The organism is Leclercia sp. Marseille-Q4284 (assembly GCF_916618945.1).
Lineage (GTDB): Bacteria > Pseudomonadota > Gammaproteobacteria > Enterobacterales > Enterobacteriaceae > Enterobacter > Enterobacter tamurae.
In genome coordinates this window covers 2837255-2858628 of the sequence record NZ_CAKAKG010000001.1, presented here as the reverse complement: position 1 = coordinate 2858628, position 21374 = coordinate 2837255, and the positions used below count along the sequence as shown (strand labels likewise).

Sequence of the window (21374 nt, the reverse complement as noted above, 5' to 3'; positions counted from 1 at the left end):
GAGGCAGGATCATGACGCACGCGCGAGGATGTTATTGCCCGATGGCAGTGGCGCTGATAACCACGCTCTGGTCACCGCTGAGCCAGAGCGAAAGTTACTTCAACCCGGCCTTTTTAACCGACGGCCCGGCCAATGTCGCGGATTTGTCGCGTTTCGAGCAGGGCCACCAGCAGGCACCGGGCACGTACCGCGTTGACGTCTGGCGTAACGATGAGTTTATCGGCACCCTGGATATTCCTTTTGAGACAGCAGAAGAGGACTCGCCGCCGCCTGCCGGCGGGCTGACACCCTGTATTACCCGCGCCATGCTGGAGCGGATGGGGGTGAATGTGCCCGCGTTCCCGGCGCTGGCAACGGTGGCGGCAGGGCACTGTATCCCGCTCAAAACGGCCATTCCGGGCAGTGAAATTGACTTTAATTTTGCATCGCTACGCCTGAACATCAGCCTGCCGCAGGTGGCGATGCACAACAGCGCCCGCGGCTACATTCCCCCGGACCAGTGGGATCAGGGCATCCCGGCGATGCTGTTGAACTACAGCTTCAGCGGCAACCGGGGAACTGACGATGACAGCTATTATCTGAACCTGCAAAGCGGGCTGAATTATGGGGCCTGGCGACTGCGTAACACCGGCTCGTGGCGCGATACCCGCAGCAACGGCAGTCGGCATACCGAATGGCAAAACATTGGCACCTGGGTGCAGCGCACGATTATTCCCCTGAAAAGCGAGCTGGTGGTGGGCGACAGCAACACCGGGAACGACGTCTTCGACAGCGTGGGTTTTCGCGGGGGACGACTGTACTCCTCGGACAGCATGTACCCCGACAGCATGCAGGGCTATGCCCCCACGGTGCGGGGCATCGCGCGAACGCCGGCCAAAGTGGTGATCCGTCAAAACGGGTATGTGATCTATCAAAGCTATGTCCAGGCCGGGGCCTTTGCCATCGCCGACCTGAACCCGACCTCATCAAGCGGCGATCTTGACGTCACGGTGGAAGAGAACGACAGCAGCCAGCAACGCTACACCGTGCCGTACTCAACCGTGCCGCTGCTGCAGCGTGAAGGTCGCCTGAAATATGATCTGGTTGCCGGAGATTACCGCAGCGGTAACCGCGACCAGGAGTCACCCTCCTTCGCCCAGGGGACGCTGATTGCGGGTCTTACGAAGGGCTACACGCTTTACGGCGGCACGCAGCTCGCCGCACGTTACACGGCGCTGGCCCTTGGGGCGGGTAAAAATCTCGGCGACTGGGGAGCCCTCTCGCTCGATGTCACCCACGCCCGCAGCCAGCTGGCGGACGATAGCCGCCACGAAGGACAATCCCTGCGCTTCCTGTACGCCAAATCGTTGAACACCCTGGGGACACACCTCCAGCTGCTGGGTTATCGCTACTCAACCACCGGGTTTTACACCCTCGATGACGTGGCATGGCGCACGATGGAGGGCTATCAGTATGGTGATGACAGCGACCATGACGGCGTGCCGGATGTGCAGAGTTATCACAACCTGGCGTGGAATAAAAAAGGGCGCCTGCAGGTCAATATTTCTCAGTCGCTGGGGGATTACGGCTCGGTGTATCTCTCCGGCAGCGAACAGACCTGGTGGGGAAACCGCGACGCCAGCGTCTGGTATCAGCTCGGCTATGCTGGCGGCATCCGGGGGGTGAGCTACTCCGTCTCCTGGTCGTGGAACCAGGCCGCGGAGAGTGGCGGCACCGACAACATTGTTTCCCTGAATGTGTCGGTTCCGTTCAGCCTGTTTACCGGCCAGGGTTTTCGCCGCGACAGCGCGTGGGATCGTACCTGGGCGACAGCCTCGGCGAGCCGTAGCCGTGGGGGCGATACCAGCGTGCAAACCGGCATCAGCGGCACGCTCCTGGATCAGCACAACCTGAGCTACAGCCTGACCCAGGCCCACAACAGTCACACCGGCGGTAGCGGTAGCGCCGGTGCCAACTGGCAGGCCACTTACGGCTCACTGGGGGCCGGGTATAACTACTCCCGCCAGCAGCACGATCTCAACTGGCAGGTGTCGGGCGGCGTGGTGGGGCATGCGGATGGTGTCACCTTAAGCCAGCCGCTGGGAGATACCAACGTGCTGATCAAAGCCCCGGGCGCATCGGGCGTCAGCATCGAGAACCAGACCGGGGTGAAAACCGACTGGCGCGGTTACGCGGTGATGCCCTACGCCACGGTGTATCGCTACAACCGCGTTGCGCTGAATACCAACACCATGAGCACCAGCACCGACATTGAAAACAACGTCAGCAGCGTGGTGCCTACCAAAGGTGCGCTGGTGCGTGCCAGCTTTGATACCCGCATCGGCGTGCGCGCTTTGCTGACCGTGATCCACGCCAGCCAGCCGGTGCCGTTTGGTGCCGTCGTGCGCGAGAGCAAAACGGGCGTCACCAGTATGGCGGGGGAGGACGGGCAGATTTACCTGAGCGGCCTGCCGCTTAGCGGTGAGCTGTTAATTCAGTGGGGCGAGGGCGCGAATGCACAGTGTCGCGCGCCTTACACGCTGCCGGAAAAGAGCCTGCAACAGGCGATCACGCTTAAGGAGATCCGCTGTGATTAATACCCGCTGCCTGCTGGTACCGCTGCTAACATTGCTGCCTACCGCGCAGGCGCTGGCGAGCGTTTGCGTCAATGAAACGGGCGTACCGACGGATATCTTTTACGATCTGTCGGATACCTTTACCCATTCCAATAACCAGCTGGGGCAAATCGTCACCCTCAGTGAAAAATCCCAGTGGGTGGGCGTCAAGGCGGTCTGCCCAAAAGGGACGACTGGAACCACCACCCTGCGCAGCTATGTCACGGATTTCCCGATAACCACAACGATGGATAACTATAAATATTTGCGACTGAATGAGTATCTGGAGGGGGCGATGAAAATTACCGACAGCTATGCCGGCGTCTTTTATCCCCCGCAAAACTATATTCAGATGGGAAGCCATCCAAACGTGCCGAAGAACCAGGCCTTTCCGGTGCAAGATTCCAGCCTGATCTTCCGCCTGAAAGTGACGCGGCGGTTTATCAATATGGTGGTGATCCCGCGTGCAACGATGTTCCGCGTCTACGTCACGACAACCTCCTCCGACCCGTTCAGTACGCCGGTTTATACCCTCTCCTATAGCGGCACTATTCAGGTGCCGCAGAGCTGCGCGATCAACGTCGGGCAGATCGTGGAATTTGATTTCGGTGATATCGGCGCCTCGCTGTTTAGCAAAGCAGGGGCTGGAAACCGGCCCGAAGGGGTATCGGCGCAGAGCAAAACCCTTGCCATCAAATGCACCAACGTCGAGGCCAACGCCTGGCTGACCCTGCGCATCGAGGCGGAAAAAGCCTCCGGCAGCACGCTGGTGTCCGATAACCCGGATGTGGGATTTGTGGTGGCGAATGCGTCCGGTACTCCACTCACACCCAACCATCCCGGCAGCCTGATCCCGTTCCGTCTGGATGATAACACCTCCGCGCAGGTGGGGATTATGGCGTGGCCGGTGAGTATCACCGGCCATAAACCGGCGGAAGGGCGCTTTACCTCGCGCGGCTATTTGCGCGTGGATTATCAGTAAGGAGGCAACATGCGTAAAGGGATCACGGGGGTACTGGCCGCCGCCGCGCTGTGGCTGCCGCACGCTCAGGCGGATTCGCCTCTGGGGAACATCAATATTCAGCTCTACGGCAACATTGTGGATTTTACGTGCGTGGCAGAAGGCAGTGACAGCAACAAAACGGTGCAGCTGGGGCGCTGGCCGACCCGACAGCTCAGTACCACGGGCAGCCGGACGCAGGCGATACCTTTTACCCTGAAGCTCACGGGCTGTCCACCTGGGGCCGCATCAGTCACCTTTTCTGGCATCGCGGATGCCAGTGATAATCAACTGCTGGCCCTGAATGATGCCAGCCAGGCACGCTCGGTGGCGGTGGAAATTCTTGATGGCACCAAAACGCGGCTGCCGCTTCAGCAGGCCAGTCGCGAAGTGACGGTGGATGCGGCAGGAAATGCGGAGCTGGCGTTTTATGCCAACTATATTGCCACGGCTAACAATCCTCAGCCGGGACGTGCCGACGCAGATGCGACTTTTATGATTAATTACTATTAAGCGAGAAGCCTCCCTGAAACATTATGGTGCGACAGGGAGGGGCTTTATTTAAAGCAGTTCATGATCTTTGGCATAATCAATAAGCTCAACAATACTCTGCACGCCTAATTTCATATAGATATTTGACTTGTGGGCGCTAATTGTTTTATTGCTAAGCAATAATTGTGCAGCAATTTCTTTGTTCGATAATCCATTTGCCAGATAACGCAATACCGTGACTTCCCGGTTGGATAACGGCATGTCGGTCTGATTCCCTTTCCGCGTAGTTGAATGGTTTATAAGATTTAGCGTATCGGCAGGAAAGAATGAATATCCTGCGAGCAGCATCTGCACGGCATTATAGATATCACCCAGATCTTTTCGCTTGCTGACAAAGCCATTGGCCCCGGCACGCATGGCTCGCCCGGCATAAAAGGATTCTGATTTCGACGACAAGAACAGGACTTTGATTTTATTATTTAATTTTTTGATTCTTTTCAATAAGGTAAATCCATCCATTCCCGGAAGGTCAATATCAAGGATCACCATATCGACCGGGTGATGACGGATATGATCGAGGGCTTCATGGCAGTCTCCCGATTTAAGCGTGATGGTAATATTTTTATTTTTCTGTAGCAGGACTTCTATCGACATTCTGACAATAGGGTGTTCGTCCATAATGATGACGGATGCCGGTTTCATTGTTATGCCTCAGATTGTTTAAGCGCGGGTGAGCCGGAAGGATAGTTCTTATTCCCTGGAAAGAGCGAAAGCATCCTTGTTTACGTCATACTAAAAAGAGTCCCGCAGCGCAGTGACTGAAAAGAAATTATCCAGATAAATGAAATTGTATTTTTCATTCACGGCTGGAATATGACTTAGTATACCTTTTAACGGTTGTGCGAAAAGTCTGAAGATTGACTTCATCCGGTTTCTCAACATGATCTTCTGGATAATTTAAGTGAATATTTTAAAAAGAGGCTAAATATCCACTAATTCTCATTTGCATGGATTATCGTGATTTTCTCATAATAAAAATAATACAACCCTCTGATTGTTAATTTTTTGTGATGGTCGCTGGCACCCGTAAAACGTTCCTCATGCCGGGATACCAGGATCGTCTGCATGCCATTCAGTGCCCCAGGGCGAGGAGTGCTGAAGTAATTTGTTTTACATCATTATCATAATATTAACCGACTCAACCAAACCTTAACGACTGAGCAAAAATGTTGCAATGCGCCCGTCGCTCGGGATTTAACGTTGCTGGAAGGGGCAATTAGGAATAGTTGCTATTGTTTGTAAGTTGTTAAATTAATGCATAAAACTCACAACAATGCGTCAGTTATCTCGTCACGATCCAGGCGATAACGTGTTAACCGGCCAGGCGATGCAACAGGTGCAGCAGCGCCTGGCGGCGATGCAGGCCGAGCTTATCGACGATGCGCCCCACCCGGTAGACGATGCGGCTGTAAGGGCGATCGCACAGGCACGCAATGTTGCGTAACGACTCCCCACAGGTTAACAGGCGCAGAATGGCCCACTCCTCCCGCGTAAACCACTCCCTGCCAGAGGTGACGGGGCGATGGTTGCGGGAGAGCTTCTGCTGAAGCAGGGCGGCAGAGGACTGGCGTTCAATGAGGTTAAACGGACCGGCAGCCCGGCAAAAAAGCCGTCGGTCGACGTCATCTGCACGCACCAGCAGATGGACCGGCGTGTAGGGGGGATACAGCCTCAGCCTGCGCAGGCTGTCGAGCGTATCCATCAGGGGCTGCGTCCGGCACTCCATATCAATCACCAGCCTTGCCGAAGGCCACTGCTGGATCGCGCTTATTGCAGGCGTAAGGGTGTCAAACTGACGGCAGTGATTCAGTGGGAAGGGGCCAGCCTGTAATCCGGCGCAGAGAAAACGATCGTCGGTGACCAGCACCAGCCAGGGGGCATCTGTTTTACGACGCTGATTGATGGACTGGCTCAGGTAAACAAGGCGGTCAAAAAAGGGCGCACTGAAGGGGGGTTGTGCAAAACCTATAGAATCACTTCCCGTGCGACGCCGTCGGTAACGGCGTACATTGATGCGCATATCATCCCTCTGCTGTTTGAGAAGCTGAGCGCAACAATCGGATCAGGCCATTTTTTGGCAGAGCAGAAAAGCATGCGGCACCCACTTCACTATCCTGTTGTGTTCCGGCATACGGGCACCGGAGCATCGCGGGTAGTGTGCGGGCAAACGGGGGGCGAAAATAGCAGGCGCGGCTTAATTATGGCTAAGGCATTTCGTAGTTATGCGGGAGGCGCTATGGCGAAAAAACAGACGTCTTCATTCAGGAACCACGGGCAACAGGATATAAGAGAAGCGATCGCGCCAAAAGGCATTGACTCACCAGACATTGACCGTATAATTCCAGGCGTTTCACCACCTCGCACTGCACGCATTTCCATGCGCCCTTAGCTCAGTTGGATAGAGCAACGGCCTTCTAAGCCGTAGGTCAAAGGTTCGAATCCTTTAGGGCGTACCATTTAAGTCTGTCAGTTGTCCCCTTATCCCTTTTTATCCGTAAAAAAACTGCCGTGTTCAACGGACTAACCCGCTACTTACAGGCCGCGGTTTTGCACCGGGTATTGGCCTGAGACTTGACCCCATTCTCACTAAGATTTTTCTGTATAATAGCGCCGAACGCGCTGGCAGCCCCTGCGCGGATGTCGGCTGAATATGAAGAGGGAATGATGTCCGGTATTGCGCATTACTATGAACAGCAGCAGATTAGCAGCCCGCAGCAGGTGGCCACGCTATCGGCGCAGCCGTCGTCAGCCGGAATGACGCAGACCAGCGTACCCGCCTCTTTTCAGCAGTTAACCCATTCTGCGCAGCCGATCGTCGCCCAGCCTGCGGCAAGCTTACCGCAACCTGCCGACCGCCGTCAGGCTTCGGTAACCGCCACGCCCGCCTCGTTTGAGCAGCTGGGGCAGTACGCCAGCCTGCAGGGCTGGCGTGAAAATCAGCTCGCGCTGATGAACCGCTTACCTCAGTACCGCAACAGCCGCACCGGGCCCGCATGGTCGCCGGTCGGGGGTATCCGCGGGATCCGCAATAACAACCCCGGCAATCTGGAGGCCAGTTGGGCCTTCACCTGGCAGGGGCAGAACGGCACCGACGGGCGTTTTGCCACCTTTGCGTCCCCGGAACACGGCATCCGCGCCCTGGGCGTCAACCTGCTTGCTTACCAGCGGCGCGGGCTGGATACCATCAGTAAAATTATTAACCGCTGGGCGCCGCCGCAGGACAATAACAATACCACCGCGTACATTCAGAACGTCAGTCAGGCCTTGGGCGTCACCCCGACCACCCGGCTGGATGTGGCCTCGCCAGATGTCTTAACCGCGCTGAGTAAGGCCATTATTCATCAGGAGAATGGCAACGTGCCGTTTTCCGATGAGACCATCGCGAGCGGGATCGCGTCGGCGCTGGGGATGGCGGCCCTGTCGGACAGCCCGACGCCGGTAGTGGGGGCGCCACTCCCGGCACCGTTGCGCAGTACCAAAGGATAGTCTCGCCCCCTCTGGGTTGTTTTCTCATCGATTTTTTACTTTGTTGCCCCTGTTTACACTTGATTACAGATGGATAATGAGTATAGTTCTCATTCTCTTTAGTGTTTGCGGGCGCGTAGGGACTATCCCGCATCAACAGTGAGTGCAGATCTCACACGGAACACTGAGTGTTATCGGTGGACGCTGCACTGGCCTGACGGCCTGAAACCCTAACCATAATCGCAACCATTATGCGACGCAGGCGTCCTCCTCAAATTTGATTTGCACGGTAAAGGATGTCCCTGATGACCAAGAAATTGTCCGCCCTGGCGCTGCTTGTCGCCGTCTCCCTTAGCGGCTGCGCCGCACAGCACACGGCGACAACCGCGCCCGCTGCCGATGCCCCGAAACCTGCCGCCCCCGCGCAAACCAACGTGGTAAAACGCGATCTGGCGGATGGCCTGTACGAAATGGTGCTGAGCCCGAAAGGCGATGCGCTGTACGTTGCCAGCTCAGAAGGCTTTAAGGACGTGCAGGGCGGCGTGGTCTACAAGCTCGATCCAACGACCCTGAAGACCATTGGTCGCAGCCATACCGATCTGAAAAACTTCGCCCTCGCACTCTCTGAAGACGGTCAGACCCTCTATGCCACTAACTCGCTGGACGGTGGGATCAGCGCCATCAGCACCGCTGACGGCAAGGTCAAAAAACGCCTGCTGTTTACCGAGCGCAACAAAGAGGGTTACCCGTACGGCGCGCGTCAGGTGCTGCTGCATAACGACGTGCTGTATATCGGCGGCGTCGCCGATCCGGCGGTGATCTGGGTGGTAGATGCCAACACGCTGAAGCTGAAAAAGACCATCAAAAATGCGGGCCAGTGGGTCACCGGCCTGATGTGGTCTGAGCAAACCCAGCGCATTTACGTGGCGAACGGTGGGGGTGAAATCCTGGTGCTCGACCCTAAGAGCAACCGCATCGAAAAACGCTGGAAGCCGCTCGGGGACAAACCTGCGCTGCTGCTGAACCTCGCGGAAGACAACGCGACGGGTCGCCTGTTCGTGACCGACAACTCGAAGGCCAAAACCACCCTGGTGTTGGATATCCGTACCGGCGAGCTGATCAAGCAGCTGGATGTCGGCGATTCGATGGGGGTGAAATTCAACCCGGCGCGTAACGAGCTGTACATCACCCAGCGCGAAAGCGGCAAGCTGCTGAGCCTCGATGCTAAGACCTATGCCGTGAAGCAGAGCTGGGATCTGCCGCCGAACCCGAACAGCCTGCTGCTGTCGGCGGACGGTCAGACCCTGTACGTCACCGTTAAACAGGCGTTCAACAAAGACCACTCCACCAACGGGCCGGACAGCGTTGTGCGTATCGCCCTGAAATAATTTCCCCATAACAATTAAGGCCCGGAAACGGGCCATTTTGCGCGTACTTTGAACGAGTTAATCATGAACCACACCAGAAAAATGAACAAAACGCTGCTGGCCCTCGCCATTGGTGCAATCGCTCATTCCGCCGTGGCGGCAGAGAGCAAAAAAGAAGAGACCATCGTGGTGCAGTCCGCTGCCAGCGACTTTAAATCCGGCGGCGACCAGCTGGTGCCGGCCTTCCTTGACGGGCAGGTGGCGAACGGCGGACGCATGGGGATGCTCGGTCAGCAAAATGCGATGGACGTGCCGTTTAACATCATCAGCTACACCTCCAAACTGGTGGAAGATCAGCAGGCGCGGACCATTGGCGACGTGGTGGCGAACGATGCGGGCGTCCAGTCCGTGCAGGGCTACGGCAACAGCGCGGAAAGCTACCGCATTCGCGGCCTGAAGTTCGACGGGGATGACATGACCTTCGGCGGCCTCTCCGGCGTGCTGCCGCGTCAGGTGGTGGACGCGCAGATGGTGGAGCGAATTGAGATCTTCAAAGGCGCTAACTCCCTGATGAACGGCGCGGCCAGCTCCGGCGTCGGCGGGATGATCAACCTTGAGCCAAAACACGCGGGTGCAACCCCGCAGGCGAAAGTGGGCGTCGATTACACCTCAGATTCGCAGATCGGTTCCACCCTTGATGCCGGTCGTCGCTTCGGCGACAGCGACCAGTTTGGCGCCCGCGTCAACGTGGTGCACCGTGAAGGCGAAGCGCCGGTCGCCAACGACCGTCGTCGCACCACGCTGCTCTCCACCGGCCTCGACTATGCCGGGGAGAATTTCCGTACCTCCGTGGATATGGGGTATCAGAAGAAAACCTTCCACGGCTCCGAGACCGGGGTCAACATCTCCGGGGTGGATTTCGTCCCTGAGCCGCCGAAAAACGATCGCAACTACTCGCAGAAATGGGCCTACAGCAATATCGAAAACGAATTCGGCATGTGGCGCAGCGAGTACGACATCACCGACAGCTGGACCGCCTATACCGGTCTCGGTGCCCAGCACGCCCATGAAGAGGGGCTGTACAGCGGGGCGAAGCTGGTCGACAAGAGCGGCAAAGCCACCGCGTCCCGCCTGGATACCAACCGCATCAGCGACAGCGTAAGCGGCATGGCGGGCATCCGCGGTAACTTTGCCACCGGCTTTGTAACCCACAAGGTTAACGTCGGCTACTCGGCGATGACCAAAAACGAGAAAATTGCGTGGAAGATGTCAGCGGCGAAGGATAACCCGGTGACCAACATCTACCACAACACCGGCGTGGATGCGCCGCCGAGCACCAACTCCAACGGGGCGGGCGGTAACTACAGCGATCCGCTGACCAGCGGCCGCACCCGCACCCAGGGCTGGCTGCTGAGCGATACCCTCGGCGTGCTGGATGACAAACTGCTGTTCACCGTCGGGGCCCGTCATCAGAAGGTGGTGATCCGCGGCTATAACAAAGTGACCGGCATCGAAAACGCGGGCGACAGCTTCGACGGCGACCGCTGGATGCCGACCTATGGCGTAGTCTACAAGCCGTGGAACGAGATCTCACTGTATGCCAACCACACCGAGGCGCTGCAGCCGGGTAAAACCGCGCCTAACACCGCGATCAACTACGGCCAGAGCACCGGTATCGTCCACTCTAAGCAGAACGAAGTGGGCGTGAAGGCCGACTTTGGTCGCGTGGGCGGCTCGCTGGCGCTGTTTGAGATCAAAATGCCGTCCGCCATTCTCGACAGCCAGACCAAATATTACGGTCTGGATGCCGAGCAGCGTAACCGCGGTGTGGAGCTGAACGTCTTTGGCGAGCCGATGCTGGGCCTGCGTCTGAACGCCAGCGCCACCTGGCTGCAGGCGGAGCTGACCAAAACCAACAACGGGGTTAACCAGGGCAACGACGCCATTGGCGTCCCGTCGTTCTACGGCGTGCTCGGCGCGGAGTATGACATCAAGCCGGTCGATGGTCTGACCGCCATCGCCCGCGTGAACCACTCTGGTTCGCAGTATGCGGATCTGGCCAACAGCAAAAAGCTGGACAGCTACACCACCCTGGATCTGGGCATGCGTTATCGCTTCGCGGTGAACAACGATCGGAACCAGATGACCGTTCGCGCCGGGATTGAAAACGTCACCGACGAGAACTACTGGTCAAGCGTGGATGACGGCGGCACTTACCTGTTCCAGGGTGAGGCGCGCACCTTTAAGGTCTCCGTCGGCTACGAGTTCTGAGTTCGACCCTCGTTATCGGGGCAGGGATGCCCCACCTCTCGACTGTTATAAAAATGTAATCAATTGTTCTTATAGTGTTCCCACTTTGTCATTTCTTAGCCTAAAGACAGGAAGCCATCGTGGGTAAACCTCTTAAGTCCGTATTTAAAAAAGAACATCGCGACGATGTCAGCAATCCCAGTGCTAACCCGGTATTTTCCAGCGTGGCGGAGATGTTCCTCTCCCGCCGCCGTTTCTTGCAGATGGGCGCCGTTGCCGGTGCCGCCGCCTCCTTCCCCTTTTTACTCAAGCCTGAAAACGCCCTGGCCGCGGTTTCACAGCCTTCAGCCCTGAGCAAAGCGGTCTCGCTCGGCTTTACCAGCATTCCGGTCTCTACCGACGATACGGTCAGGGTGCCCGAGGGCTATATCGCGCGGCCTTTCTACCGCTGGGGCGATGCCACCGGCATCAAGGGGAATATGCCTGAATTTAAATTTGACGCCAGCAACACGGCGGACGAGCAGGCGGCGCAGGCGGGCATGCACCATGACGGCATGGCGTGGTTTAGCCTGCCGCAAGGGGAGGAGAATCCCGGTCACGGCCTGCTGGCGATGAATCACGAGTACATCGACAACGGCATGCTCTTTACCGACGGTACCGCCAGCTGGAACCTGGATAAAGCGCGCAAAGGCCAGAACGCCATGGGCGTGTCGATTATCGAAGTGAAAAAGAGCGGCAGCGACTGGGAAGTGGTGCGTCCCTCCGGCTTTGCCCGTCGCATCACGGTGAACACCCCGATGCAGCTCACCGGCCCGGCGCGTCAGCAGACGTTGATGAAAACCGCCGCCGATCCTCAGGGCGAGCGGGTGCTGGGCACCATGCAGAACTGCGCCAACGGTTACACCCCCTGGGGAACCTATCTCACCTGCGAAGAGAACTGGTCAGATATTTTCGTTAAGAAAGGCGAGCGTAACGCCCTGGAGAAGCGCTACGGCATCAGCGACAGCGATGAATCCTACCGCTGGAGCGAAGTGGACGACAGGTTCAACGTTGACAAAACGCCCAACGAGCCGAATCGCTTTGGCTGGGTGGTCGAGATCGATCCCTACAACCCGGACTCCACGCCGCGCAAGCACACCGCGCTGGGGCGCTTCAAGCATGAAGGCGCCGCCGTCACCCTGGCCGCCGATAAGCGCGTGGTCACCTATATGGGCGACGACCAGAAGTTTGAGTACATCTACAAATTTGTCTCCGACAATAAATACAATCCGGCGGATCGCGACGCCAACCTGCAGCTGCTGACCGCCGGCACGCTCTACGTCGCCCGATTCAACGACGACGGCTCCGGCGAGTGGCTGCCACTGGTGTTTGGCCAGAACGGCCTGGATAAGAGCAAAGGGTTCGAAAGCCAGGGCGATCTGCTGGTTAAAACCCGTCTGGCGGCCGACGCCGTGGGGGCGACGAAGATGGATCGTCCGGAGTGGATTGCGGTCGATCCCCATAACAGCGGCAGCGTTTACTGCACCCTGACCAACAACAGCGATCGCGGCAAAGAGGGCAAAGCGCCGGTGGATGCGGCCAACCCGCGGGCAAACAACGCGTTCGGCCACATTATGCACTGGCACGAAGAGGGCGGCGATCCTGCGGCGTTACGCTTCAAATGGGACATCCTGGTGCTGGCCGGACGAACGGACACCGCGGATGAAAAGGCGAAGGGCAGCATGAGGGGGGCCGAATTTGGCAGCCCGGACGGCCTGTCGTTTGACCATCAGGGCGTGCTCTGGATCCAGACCGACGTCTCCTCCAGCACCATTAACAAGAAAGCGTATGAGGGGATGGGCAATAACCAGATGGTGGCGACCATTCCGGGCACCAACGAGTATCGCCGCTTCCTGACGGGCCCGCGCGGCTGCGAAATCACCGGCATTGCCTTCACCCCGGACAACCGCACGCTGTTTATTAATATTCAGCATCCGGGGGAGGGCGGGGACGACATTACCGACCCGGCTAACCCGCGCGCCGTTTCTAACTGGCCGGACAACAATCCGCAAGGGCGTCCCCGCGCCTCGACGGTGGTCATCACCAGAGCGGACGGCGGCATTATCGGTTCGTGATCGCCTCCCGCCGGGCAGCAACCGTTGCCCGGCGTTTAACTTGCTCCCGTCTGCCTGAAGTGTTAAAAGGTGCCCCTTCTATAAAAAGAGACAGGGGTCAGACGTGAAAAACGCGTCATCCGCTTCAGGCAATGGTGTTGCTGAAGCCTCGTCGGAACAGACACCGACGCTGCATCGTGGTTTACAGAACCGACATATTCAACTTATCGCCCTCGGTGGCGCCATCGGCACCGGGCTGTTCCTCGGCATCGGCCCCGCTATTCAGATGGCCGGCCCGGCCGTACTGCTGGGTTATGCCATCGCGGGCATTATCGCTTTTCTGATCATGCGCCAGCTCGGCGAGATGGTGGTGGAAGAGCCGGTGTCCGGCTCCTTCGCCCACTTTGCCTATAAATACTGGGGCCCGTTTGCCGGCTTCCTCTCCGGCTGGAACTACTGGGTGATGTTCGTGCTGGTGGGCATGGCAGAGCTGACCGCTGCGGGCATCTATATGCAGTACTGGCTCCCGGACGTGCCGACCTGGATCTGGGCGGCGGTGTTCTTCATCATCATTAACGCCGTTAACCTGGTGAACGTGCGCCTGTACGGTGAGACCGAGTTCTGGTTCGCCTTAATCAAGGTGCTGGCGATCATCGGCATGATCGGCTTTGGCCTGTGGCTGCTCTTCTCCGGACACGGCGGTGAGCGGGCAACCATCGACAACCTCTGGCAGCACGGCGGCTTCCTCGCCACCGGCTGGAAAGGGCTGGTGCTGTCGCTGGCGGTGATCATGTTTTCCTTTGGCGGGCTGGAGCTGATCGGCATTACCGCCGCCGAAGCGCAGGATCCGCATAAAAGTATCCCGAAAGCGGTCAACCAGGTGGTGTACCGTATTCTGCTGTTCTATATCGGTTCGCTGGTGGTGTTACTGGCGCTCTACCCGTGGGTGGAAGTGAAGTCCGACAGCAGCCCGTTTGTGATGATTTTCCACGATCTGAACAGCAACGTGGTGGCTTCGGCGCTCAACTTTGTGATTCTGGTGGCCTCGCTGTCGGTCTATAATAGCGGCGTCTATTCCAACAGCCGGATGCTGTTTGGCCTCTCGGTGCAGGGCAACGCGCCGAAGTTTTTAACCCGCGTCAGCCGTCGCGGCGTGCCGGTGAACTCCCTGCTGCTCTCCGGGGGCATCACCTCCCTGGTGGTGCTGGTCAACTACCTGCTGCCGCACGAAGCCTTTGGCCTGCTGATGGCGCTGGTGGTCGCGACCCTGCTGCTGAACTGGATCATGATCTGCCTGGCGCACCTGCGTTTCCGTGCGGCGATGCGTCGCAAAGGGCGTGAGACCCAGTTCAAAGCGCTGCTCTACCCGGCGGGGAACTACATCTGTATCGCCTTCCTGGCGATGATCCTGGTGCTGATGTGCACCATGGACGGCATGCGCACCTCGGCCATTCTGTTGCCGGTGTGGATTGTGTTCCTGTTTGCGGCGTTCAAACTGTCACGGCGGAAGGCGAGTTAATCCTGAAAATGGCCTGCGATTGCAGGCCATTTTGTTAAAAATGAAACGCCACCCGCTTACCGGTCGGCAGGGTGACATCGATACTCACTTCGCCCCCCAGAGCAGTAACATAGCGTTTAAGCGTTGAAAGGCGGGGGTCATTATCAGGCTGTTCGATCTTTGCAACGGTAGGCTGTTTAACCCCCATCGCGGCGGCAAGCTCAGTTTGCGAAATATTGAGTTCTTCACGCAGTTGATTCAGCGCGACAATAATACGCAGCTCCTCAACTTTAGCGGCAATCCGCTCCTGACTTTCTTCACTCTGCTGGGCCATGAGTTGTTTTAACGTTGCCATTTGGCCTCCTGATTTGCCAGATACCTGCTGAATTCAGCGTCAGCTATGACGATCATCTGTTTATAGAATCGCTTTTCAACGTTATAGCCAAAAGGCTATAACTGCAACGCCCGGCGGCGCTGCGCTTGCACGGGCCTACAAAACCCGTAGGCGCAGCCGCCACCCGGCACACATGCGAGCATATAGTAGAACCGTAGGCCGGGTAAGCGAAGCGCCACACGGCATAAATGCGAGCACATAGTCGAACTGTAGGCCGGGTAAGCGCAGCGCCACATGGCATAAATGCGAGCACATAGTCGAACTGTAGGCCGGGTAAGCGCAGCGCCACCCGGCACCTCTCCGCACCTATCCTCATCTTTATCGTGACCCCCTTCGCACTTCTCAATCAACTCACAGGATCTTTATTTTGTAATCGATTACTTTTCATTTGATACGGTTTGTAATCGATTACTTTTTAAGGGTGGGGATGATCATGGTGTCAACAACTGAAAGTAGTGGAAAGGTGATAGGGCAGCACCGGATGCTGGTGCCGCGCCTGTCGCTGATGATGTTCCTGCAATTTTTTATCTGGGGTAGCTGGTCGGTGACCCTCGGTCTGGTGATGACCCAGCACAACATGTCATTGCTGATCGGCGATGCCTTCTCCGCCGGGCCGATCGCCTCGATTCTGTCGCCGTTCGTCCTCGGCATGCTGGTGGACCGCTTCTTCGCCTCGCAAAAGGTGATGGCGGTGATGCACCTCGCCGGGGCGGCGATCCTGTGGTTCGTACCGGGCGCGTTGATCGCGGAAAATGGCGCGCTGCTGATCGGCCTGCTGTTCGGCTACACGCTCTGCTATATGCCAACCCTGGCGCTGACCAACAACATCGCCTTCCACAGCCTGGCGAATGTCGACAAGACCTTCCCGGTGGTTCGCGTGTTTGGCACCATTGGCTGGATTGTGGCCGGGATCTTTATCGGCGTCACCGGTGTGGCCGCAAGCGTCACCATCTTCCACGTGGCGGCGGCCAGCTCCGTTCTGCTGGCGCTCTACAGCCTGACGCTGCCGCATACGCCAGCCCCGGCCAAAGGGATGCCGGTGCAGATACGCGATCTGTTCTGCGCCGACGCCTTTGCCCTGTTGAAAACCCGTCACTTCTTTATCTTCTGCCTGTGCGCAATGCTGATCTCCGTGCCGCTGGGCACCTACTACGCCTACACCGCCTCCTATCTGGCGGATGCCGGTATTGCCGACGTCAGTACCGCCATGTCCTTCGGCCAGATGTCTGAAATCTTCTTTATGCTGGTGATCCCGCTGCTGTTCCGCCGTCTGGGCGTGAAATACATGCTGCTGATCGGCATGCTGGCGTGGTTCGTCCGTTACGCGATGTTTGCCATGGGCGTGAGTGAAGAGGGCCGCATTCTGCTGTACCTCGGCATCCTGCTGCACGGCGTCTGCTATGACTTCTTCTTTGTGGTGGGCTTTATCTACACCGACCGCGTGGCGGGCGAAAAGGTAAAAGGCCAGGCGCAGAGCATGATCGTGATGTTCACTTACGGTATCGGTATGCTGCTGGGCTCGCAGATCTCTGGCGCGCTCTACAACCGTCTGGTGGCCGGGCAACCCGTGCCCGAGGCGTGGGTAACATTCTGGTGGATCCCGGCGGTGGCTGCTGCCGTGATTGCACTCGTTTTCCTTGTCTCGTTCAAATATGAAGATGACAAGGCGTAATTTCTGGAGGTGGTATGAGGACGATTAAAGGCCCGGGAATTTTTCTGTCGCAGTTTATCGGTGGGCAACCGCCGTTTAACACTCTCGACGGGCTGGCAGGCTGGGCCGCGGAGAAGGGCTACAACGCACTGCAAATTCCCTGCAATCATAAGGCAATTTTTGACGTGGAACTGGCGGCTGAAAGTCAGACCTACTGTGACGACATCAGCGGCAAGCTGGCGGAGCACGGGCTGGTCATCAGCGAGCTCTCCACTCATCTCGAAGGGCAGCTGATCGCCGTTAACCCGGCCTACGACGAGGCGTTTGATAACTTTGCCCCGCAGGCGGTGCGCGGCAACGCGGCCGCCCGTCAGGCGTGGGCTACCGATATCGTGACAAAGGCGGCGGTGGCCTCGGCACGGCTCGGGTTAACCGCCCACGCCACCTTCTCGGGATCGCTGGCCTGGCCGTTCATGTACCCCTGGCCGCCGCATAACGAGGCGCGCTTTGAAGAGGCCTTCAATGAACTGGCCCGCCGCTGGCGGCCGATTCTGGACGCCTTCGACGAGCAAGGGGTGAATGTCTGCTATGAGATCCACCCTGGCGAAGATCTGCACGACGGCGTCACCTTCGAACGCTTCCTTCAGCTTCTGGATAACCATCCGCGCTGCAATATCCTCTACGATCCAAGCCACCTGCTGCTGCAGCAGATGGATTACCTGACCTTTATCGACCACTACCACACCCGCATCAAGGCGTTTCACGTCAAGGATGCCGAGTACCGCCCCAACGGGCGCAGCGGGGTGTACGGCGGGTACCAGAGCTGGATCAACCGCGCCGGACGCTTCCGCTCCCCCGGTGACGGACAGATCGACTTCAAGGGCATCTTCAGCAAGCTGACACAGTACGACTATGACGGCTGGGCAGTGCTGGAGTGGGAGTGTTGCCTGAAGGATGGCGACACCGGGGCGCGGGAAGGTCGCGAGTTTATCTCCCGCCACATTATTCCGGTTTCCGATCGGGCGTTTGACGATTTCGCTGCAGGAGAACTTCATGATTAACGTCGGCATTATCGGCAGCGGTTTTATTGGCCCGGCGCACATCGAAGCCCTGCGCCGTCTCGGCTTTGTGCAGGTCGTCGCCCTGTGCGACGGCTCTCAGGCGCAGGCCGAAGAGAAAGCCCGGGCGCTGAACATTCCTCACGCCTATGGCAACGTGGACGCCCTGCTGGCCCACCCGGATCTGCACGTGGTGCACAACTGCACGCCAAATCATCTGCATGCGGAGATCAACCGCCAGATCCTGCGCGCCGGGAAGCATGTCTTCTCGGAAAAACCGCTGTGCATGACCCCGGACGAGGCGCGGGAACTGGTGGCCCTGGCGGAGCTAGCGGGCGTGGTGCACGGCGTGAGCTTTGTCTATCGCCAGTTTGCAATGGTGCGTCAGGCGGCCAGCATGGTCGAGGCGGGCACGCTGGGGCGACTGTTCGCTGCCCACGGCAGCTATCTACAGGACTGGATGCTGCTGGAAACGGATTACAACTGGCGGGTCGACGCGACGCTCGGGGGAGCGTCTCGCGCGGTGGCGGATATCGGTTCCCACTGGTGCGACACCATTCAGTTCCTCACCGGACGGCGCATCACCGAGGTGATGGCCGACCTCTCTATCGTCTGGCCGACCCGCAAGGCCAACGTGGCCGGGAACCAGACCTTCAGCCAGGCGGGCGATGCGGTATATGAAGACAAGCCCGTCACCACCGAGGATTTCGGCTCGGTGCTGTTCCGCTTCGACGACGGCAGCAAAGGCAGCTTTACCGTCTCGCAGGTCAGCGCCGGACGGAAAAACCGCCTCAGCCTCGAGGTCAACGGCAGCGAAGGCTCTGTGGCCTGGGATCAGGAGGTGCCTCAGCAGCTGTGGGTTGGGCATCGCGCCCTGGCCAATCAGACTCTGACGGACGATCCGGGCCTGATGAACCGCGACGTGGCCGACAGCGCCCACTTTCCGGGCGGCCACATCGAGGGCTGGCCGGACGCTTTTAAGAACATGATGGCGCAGTTTTATCGCGCGGTGCAGGCGGGGGCCATGCCGGAAAAACCGCTGTTTGCCACCTTCCACGACGGGGCGAACGTGATGTATATCATTGACGCGATAGTAAAAAGCGATCAGCAGCAGCGCTGGGTCAGCGTCGCGCAGTAACAGGCTGCCCGGTACGCCGGGCAGCAAATTTATGGTAGCCTGCTGCAAACGCTAACTGCAGGATCACTCGTCGCTATGTCAATTCAGAAAATCGCCCAACTGGCGGGCGTCTCGGTGGCGACGGTATCGCGCGTGCTGAATAACAGCGATACCGTCAAAGCCAAAAACCGCGATCGCGTCTTGCAGGCGATTAAAGAGGCTAACTACCAGCCCAATCTTCTCGCTCGTCAACTGCGCACCTCGCGCAGCTATATGATCCTGGTGATGGTCTCCAACATCGCCAACCCGTTCTGCGCCGAAGTGGTGAAGGGTATTGAGGAGCAGGCGGAGAAAAACGGCTACCGCATTCTGCTGTGCAACTCCGGCTCCGATATTGAACGCTCCCGCTCGGGGCTGAGCCTGCTGACCGGCAAAATGGTCGACGGCATTATTACCATGGATGCCTTTACCCGCCTCACCGAACTGGCGGCGCTGATTGGCGATGCGCCCTGGGTGCAGTGCGCCGAATACGCCGATGCCGGGGCGGTCTCCTGCGTCGGGATCAACGATGTCGACGCCTCCCAGCACGTGGTCAGCCGTCTGGCGGACGGTGGGCGTCAGCGGATTGCACTGATCAACCACGACCTGAGCTACAAATATGCCCGTCTGCGCGAGCGGGGCTACAAAAGCGTCCTGCACCTGCGGGATCTGTCGTATCAGGTCATTGAGTACGCCAGCGACCTCAGCGCGGCGGCCGGGATGGCGGCGATGACCAGACTGCTGGCGGCTGAACCGCGCCCGGATGCGGTGTTTGCGGTGTCTGACACCCTGGCGGCGGGAGCGTTACGCGCCATCGAGAAGGCCGGGTTACGCGTGCCGCAGGATATCGCAGTGGTCGGGTTCGACGGCACCGAGCTGTCGGAGATGGTCTCCCCGCAGCTCAGCACCATCGAGCAGCCGTCGCGGGATATCGGGCGCAAGGCGGTCGATCTGCTGCTGAATAAAATCGATAACCCCGATGCGCCCACCGAGCGGGTGATGATGAACTGGCACTTTATTTTCCGCGCCAGCACCTGAGTTATTTCGCCAGGACCCCGGCCAGGGAGCGAATATCGTTTCCGGTCGGCGTCTGGTGAATGCGCAGACCAAATTCATCGATCACCGCGAAGATATGATCGAAAATATCGGCCTGAATCGCCTCATATTCCGCCCAGATGACGGTGTTGGTAAACGCATATATTTCAATCGGCAGCCCGTTGGCATCCGGGGCTAATTGCCGCACCATCAGGGTCATATCCTGGCGAATACGCGGATGGTTGCGCAGATATTCATTCAGGTAGGCGCGGAAGGTGCCAATATTGGTCATCTTGCGCAGATTGAGCACCGATTCTCCTTCGCCATTCTCCTGATTCCATAGCGTAATTTCCTCGTGTCGCGTGGCCATATAGGGCTTGAGCAGCTTCGCCTGAATCAGCTGCTGCTGCTCCTGTTCGTCGAGAAAATGGATGCTGGTGGTATCAATATTCAGGCTGCGCTTAATCCGCCGCCCGCCGGAGGCTGACATCCCGCTCCAGTTGATAAAGGCGTCGGAAACCAGCGCCCAGGTCGGAATGGTGGTGATGGTGTTATCAAAGTTCCGCACCTTAACGGTGGTCAGGCCGATATCGGTCACCGTGCCGTTAGCACCATATTTCGGCATCTCCAGCCAGTCGCCGAGCTTGAGCATATCGTTGGCCGAGAGCTGAATGCCCGCCACCAGTCCGAGGATCGGATCTTTAAATACCAACATTAATACCGCGGCCATCGCGCCGAGGCCGCTAATCAGAATGGCGGGGGACTGGCCGATCAGCAGGGAGATAATAAGAATGCCTACCAGAATGGCGCTCACCAGCTTGATGCCCTGGAAGATCCCCTTCAACGGCAGCTGCGAGGCGGTGGCCATCTTTTGCGACAGGTTGAAAATCACGTCCAGCAGCGAGAAGAAGGCCAGCAGGGCGTACACCATCACCCACAGCTTCGCGCAGGTGGTGAGTATTTCCGCCGCATCGCTGCCTTTTTGCAGCCACAATGCCGCCTGAACGTTGACGATTATCCCCTGCAGGGTAAAGGCCAGACGGTGAAATAACTTATTCTGGGTAATGATTTGTAGCCATAAATGGCTGCTGGCCTGGGCGCGTTTCTCGAACGCCCGCAGCACCACTTTGTGCAGAATAAAATGAATAATCAGTGCAGTAAGAAAAATAATGCCAAAAATGATCGCGAGGGAGGTGGTGTGATTAATTTCAATACCTGTCTCTTCGACCAGAGAAATGAACTCCTGCATAACGTCTCCTGT

General features: G+C 58.0%; 16 protein-coding genes and 1 tRNA gene. 13 read left to right on the top strand and 4 right to left on the bottom strand.

Going from position 1 to position 21374, the window contains the following annotated elements; genetic code table 11:
- Positions 1-11: 11 nt before the first annotated feature.
- The 3 genes from LG383_RS13535 to sfmF are packed head-to-tail and all read left to right on the top strand — an operon-like array spanning position 12 to position 4107.
- Positions 12-2576, top strand: coding sequence for a fimbrial biogenesis usher protein (locus LG383_RS13535; protein ID WP_225759367.1), 2565 nt, complete (start codon positions 12-14; stop codon positions 2574-2576).
- On the top strand, positions 2569-3576 hold the full coding sequence (gene fimH / locus LG383_RS13530; protein WP_225759366.1) for a type 1 fimbria D-mannose specific adhesin FimH: 1008 nt from the start codon (positions 2569-2571) through the stop codon (positions 3574-3576). The genes LG383_RS13535 and fimH overlap by 8 nt, the downstream gene beginning before the upstream one ends.
- Before the next feature lie 9 nt (positions 3577-3585).
- Entirely contained in the window at positions 3586-4107 is a 522-nt protein-coding gene (sfmF, locus tag LG383_RS13525; RefSeq protein ID WP_225759365.1) for a fimbria assembly protein, read from the top strand.
- A gap of 48 nt (positions 4108-4155) precedes the next feature.
- Here the strand turns inward: sfmF and fimZ are convergent, their stop codons facing one another.
- Together fimZ and LG383_RS13515 are read right to left on the bottom strand one after the other, a co-directional pair.
- Positions 4156-4788, bottom strand: coding sequence for a fimbria biosynthesis transcriptional regulator FimZ (fimZ, locus tag LG383_RS13520; protein ID WP_225759364.1), 633 nt, complete (start codon positions 4786-4788; stop codon positions 4156-4158).
- 670 nt (positions 4789-5458) lie between these two features.
- The gene (locus LG383_RS13515) at positions 5459-6166 is read right to left on the bottom strand and encodes a DNA-binding response regulator (RefSeq protein WP_225759363.1); all 708 of its coding nucleotides are present in this window, start codon (positions 6164-6166) and stop codon (positions 5459-5461) included.
- Between the two features lie 359 nt (positions 6167-6525).
- On the opposite strand from LG383_RS13515, the gene LG383_RS13510 reads away from it, so the two are divergent.
- The 6 genes from LG383_RS13510 (at position 6526) to pheP (ending at position 14840) form a co-directional block, all read left to right on the top strand.
- Positions 6526-6602, top strand: a tRNA-Arg gene (locus LG383_RS13510).
- 205 nt (positions 6603-6807) lie between these two features.
- The gene (locus LG383_RS13505; RefSeq protein WP_225759362.1) at positions 6808-7632 is read left to right on the top strand and encodes a hypothetical protein; all 825 of its coding nucleotides are present in this window, start codon (positions 6808-6810) and stop codon (positions 7630-7632) included.
- A 284-nt stretch (positions 7633-7916) separates the two neighbouring features.
- Entirely contained in the window at positions 7917-8999 is a 1083-nt protein-coding gene (locus LG383_RS13500; RefSeq protein ID WP_166181783.1) for a YncE family protein, read from the top strand.
- Positions 9000-9062: 63 nt separating this feature from the next.
- Positions 9063-11249 (top strand): TonB-dependent siderophore receptor, encoded by a 2187-nt coding sequence (locus tag LG383_RS13495; RefSeq protein WP_225759361.1) that lies wholly within the window; start codon positions 9063-9065, stop codon positions 11247-11249.
- 119 nt (positions 11250-11368) lie between these two features.
- Positions 11369-13342 carry a PhoX family phosphatase gene (locus LG383_RS13490; protein ID WP_225759360.1) on the top strand — a complete coding sequence of 658 codons (1974 nt, stop codon included), beginning with the start codon at positions 11369-11371 and terminating at the stop codon, positions 13340-13342.
- A gap of 103 nt (positions 13343-13445) precedes the next feature.
- Positions 13446-14840 carry a phenylalanine transporter gene (gene pheP / locus LG383_RS13485; protein ID WP_166181786.1) on the top strand — a complete coding sequence of 465 codons (1395 nt, stop codon included), beginning with the start codon at positions 13446-13448 and terminating at the stop codon, positions 14838-14840.
- A 34-nt stretch (positions 14841-14874) separates the two neighbouring features.
- On the opposite strand, the gene LG383_RS13480 is transcribed toward pheP, so the two are convergent.
- Complete coding sequence (locus LG383_RS13480) at positions 14875-15174, bottom strand: helix-turn-helix domain-containing protein (protein WP_225759359.1); 300 nt, start codon at positions 15172-15174, stop codon at positions 14875-14877.
- A 472-nt stretch (positions 15175-15646) separates the two neighbouring features.
- Here LG383_RS13480 and LG383_RS13475 point away from each other — a divergent pair, with 472 nt between their 5' ends.
- From LG383_RS13475 to LG383_RS13460, 4 genes are all read left to right on the top strand, one after another.
- Positions 15647-16885: an MFS transporter gene (locus tag LG383_RS13475; RefSeq protein ID WP_225759358.1), complete on the top strand. Its 1239-nt coding sequence runs from the start codon at positions 15647-15649 to the stop codon at positions 16883-16885.
- 14 nt (positions 16886-16899) lie between these two features.
- A complete protein-coding gene (locus LG383_RS13470) occupies positions 16900-17925 on the top strand; it encodes a sugar phosphate isomerase/epimerase (protein ID WP_225759357.1) in 1026 nt (341 codons plus the stop codon).
- Complete coding sequence (locus LG383_RS13465; protein ID WP_225759356.1) at positions 17918-19060, top strand: Gfo/Idh/MocA family protein; 1143 nt, start codon at positions 17918-17920, stop codon at positions 19058-19060. The genes LG383_RS13470 and LG383_RS13465 overlap by 8 nt, the downstream gene beginning before the upstream one ends.
- Before the next feature lie 75 nt (positions 19061-19135).
- Complete coding sequence (locus LG383_RS13460; RefSeq protein WP_225759355.1) at positions 19136-20116, top strand: LacI family DNA-binding transcriptional regulator; 981 nt, start codon at positions 19136-19138, stop codon at positions 20114-20116.
- A gap of 1 nt (position 20117) precedes the next feature.
- On the opposite strand, the gene LG383_RS13455 is transcribed toward LG383_RS13460, so the two are convergent.
- Positions 20118-21362: a mechanosensitive ion channel family protein gene (locus LG383_RS13455; RefSeq protein ID WP_225759354.1), complete on the bottom strand. Its 1245-nt coding sequence runs from the start codon at positions 21360-21362 to the stop codon at positions 20118-20120.
- Positions 21363-21374: the final 12 nt, after the last annotated feature.

Excerpts from the sequence above, each read along its gene's own strand:
- LG383_RS13475 (WP_225759358.1), top strand. The coding sequence starts at position 15,647 with ATGGTGTCAACAACTGAAAGTAGTGGAAAGGTGATAGGGCAGCACCGG.
- LG383_RS13470 (WP_225759357.1), top strand. The coding sequence starts at position 16,900 with ATGAGGACGATTAAAGGCCCGGGAATTTTTCTGTCGCAGTTTATCGGT.
- LG383_RS13480 (WP_225759359.1), bottom strand. The coding sequence starts at position 15,174 with ATGGCAACGTTAAAACAACTCATGGCCCAGCAGAGTGAAGAAAGTCAG.
- fimZ (WP_225759364.1), bottom strand. The coding sequence starts at position 4,788 with ATGAAACCGGCATCCGTCATCATTATGGACGAACACCCTATTGTCAGA.
- LG383_RS13465 (WP_225759356.1), top strand. The coding sequence starts at position 17,918 with ATGATTAACGTCGGCATTATCGGCAGCGGTTTTATTGGCCCGGCGCAC.
- LG383_RS13455 (WP_225759354.1), bottom strand. The coding sequence starts at position 21,362 with ATGCAGGAGTTCATTTCTCTGGTCGAAGAGACAGGTATTGAAATTAAT.
- LG383_RS13515 (WP_225759363.1), bottom strand. The coding sequence starts at position 6,166 with ATGCGCATCAATGTACGCCGTTACCGACGGCGTCGCACGGGAAGTGAT.
- LG383_RS13495 (WP_225759361.1), top strand. The coding sequence starts at position 9,063 with ATGAACCACACCAGAAAAATGAACAAAACGCTGCTGGCCCTCGCCATT.
- LG383_RS13505 (WP_225759362.1), top strand. The coding sequence starts at position 6,808 with ATGATGTCCGGTATTGCGCATTACTATGAACAGCAGCAGATTAGCAGC.
- LG383_RS13460 (WP_225759355.1), top strand. The coding sequence starts at position 19,136 with ATGTCAATTCAGAAAATCGCCCAACTGGCGGGCGTCTCGGTGGCGACG.
- sfmF (WP_225759365.1), top strand. The coding sequence starts at position 3,586 with ATGCGTAAAGGGATCACGGGGGTACTGGCCGCCGCCGCGCTGTGGCTG.
- LG383_RS13500 (WP_166181783.1), top strand. The coding sequence starts at position 7,917 with ATGACCAAGAAATTGTCCGCCCTGGCGCTGCTTGTCGCCGTCTCCCTT.
- LG383_RS13535 (WP_225759367.1), top strand. The coding sequence starts at position 12 with ATGACGCACGCGCGAGGATGTTATTGCCCGATGGCAGTGGCGCTGATA.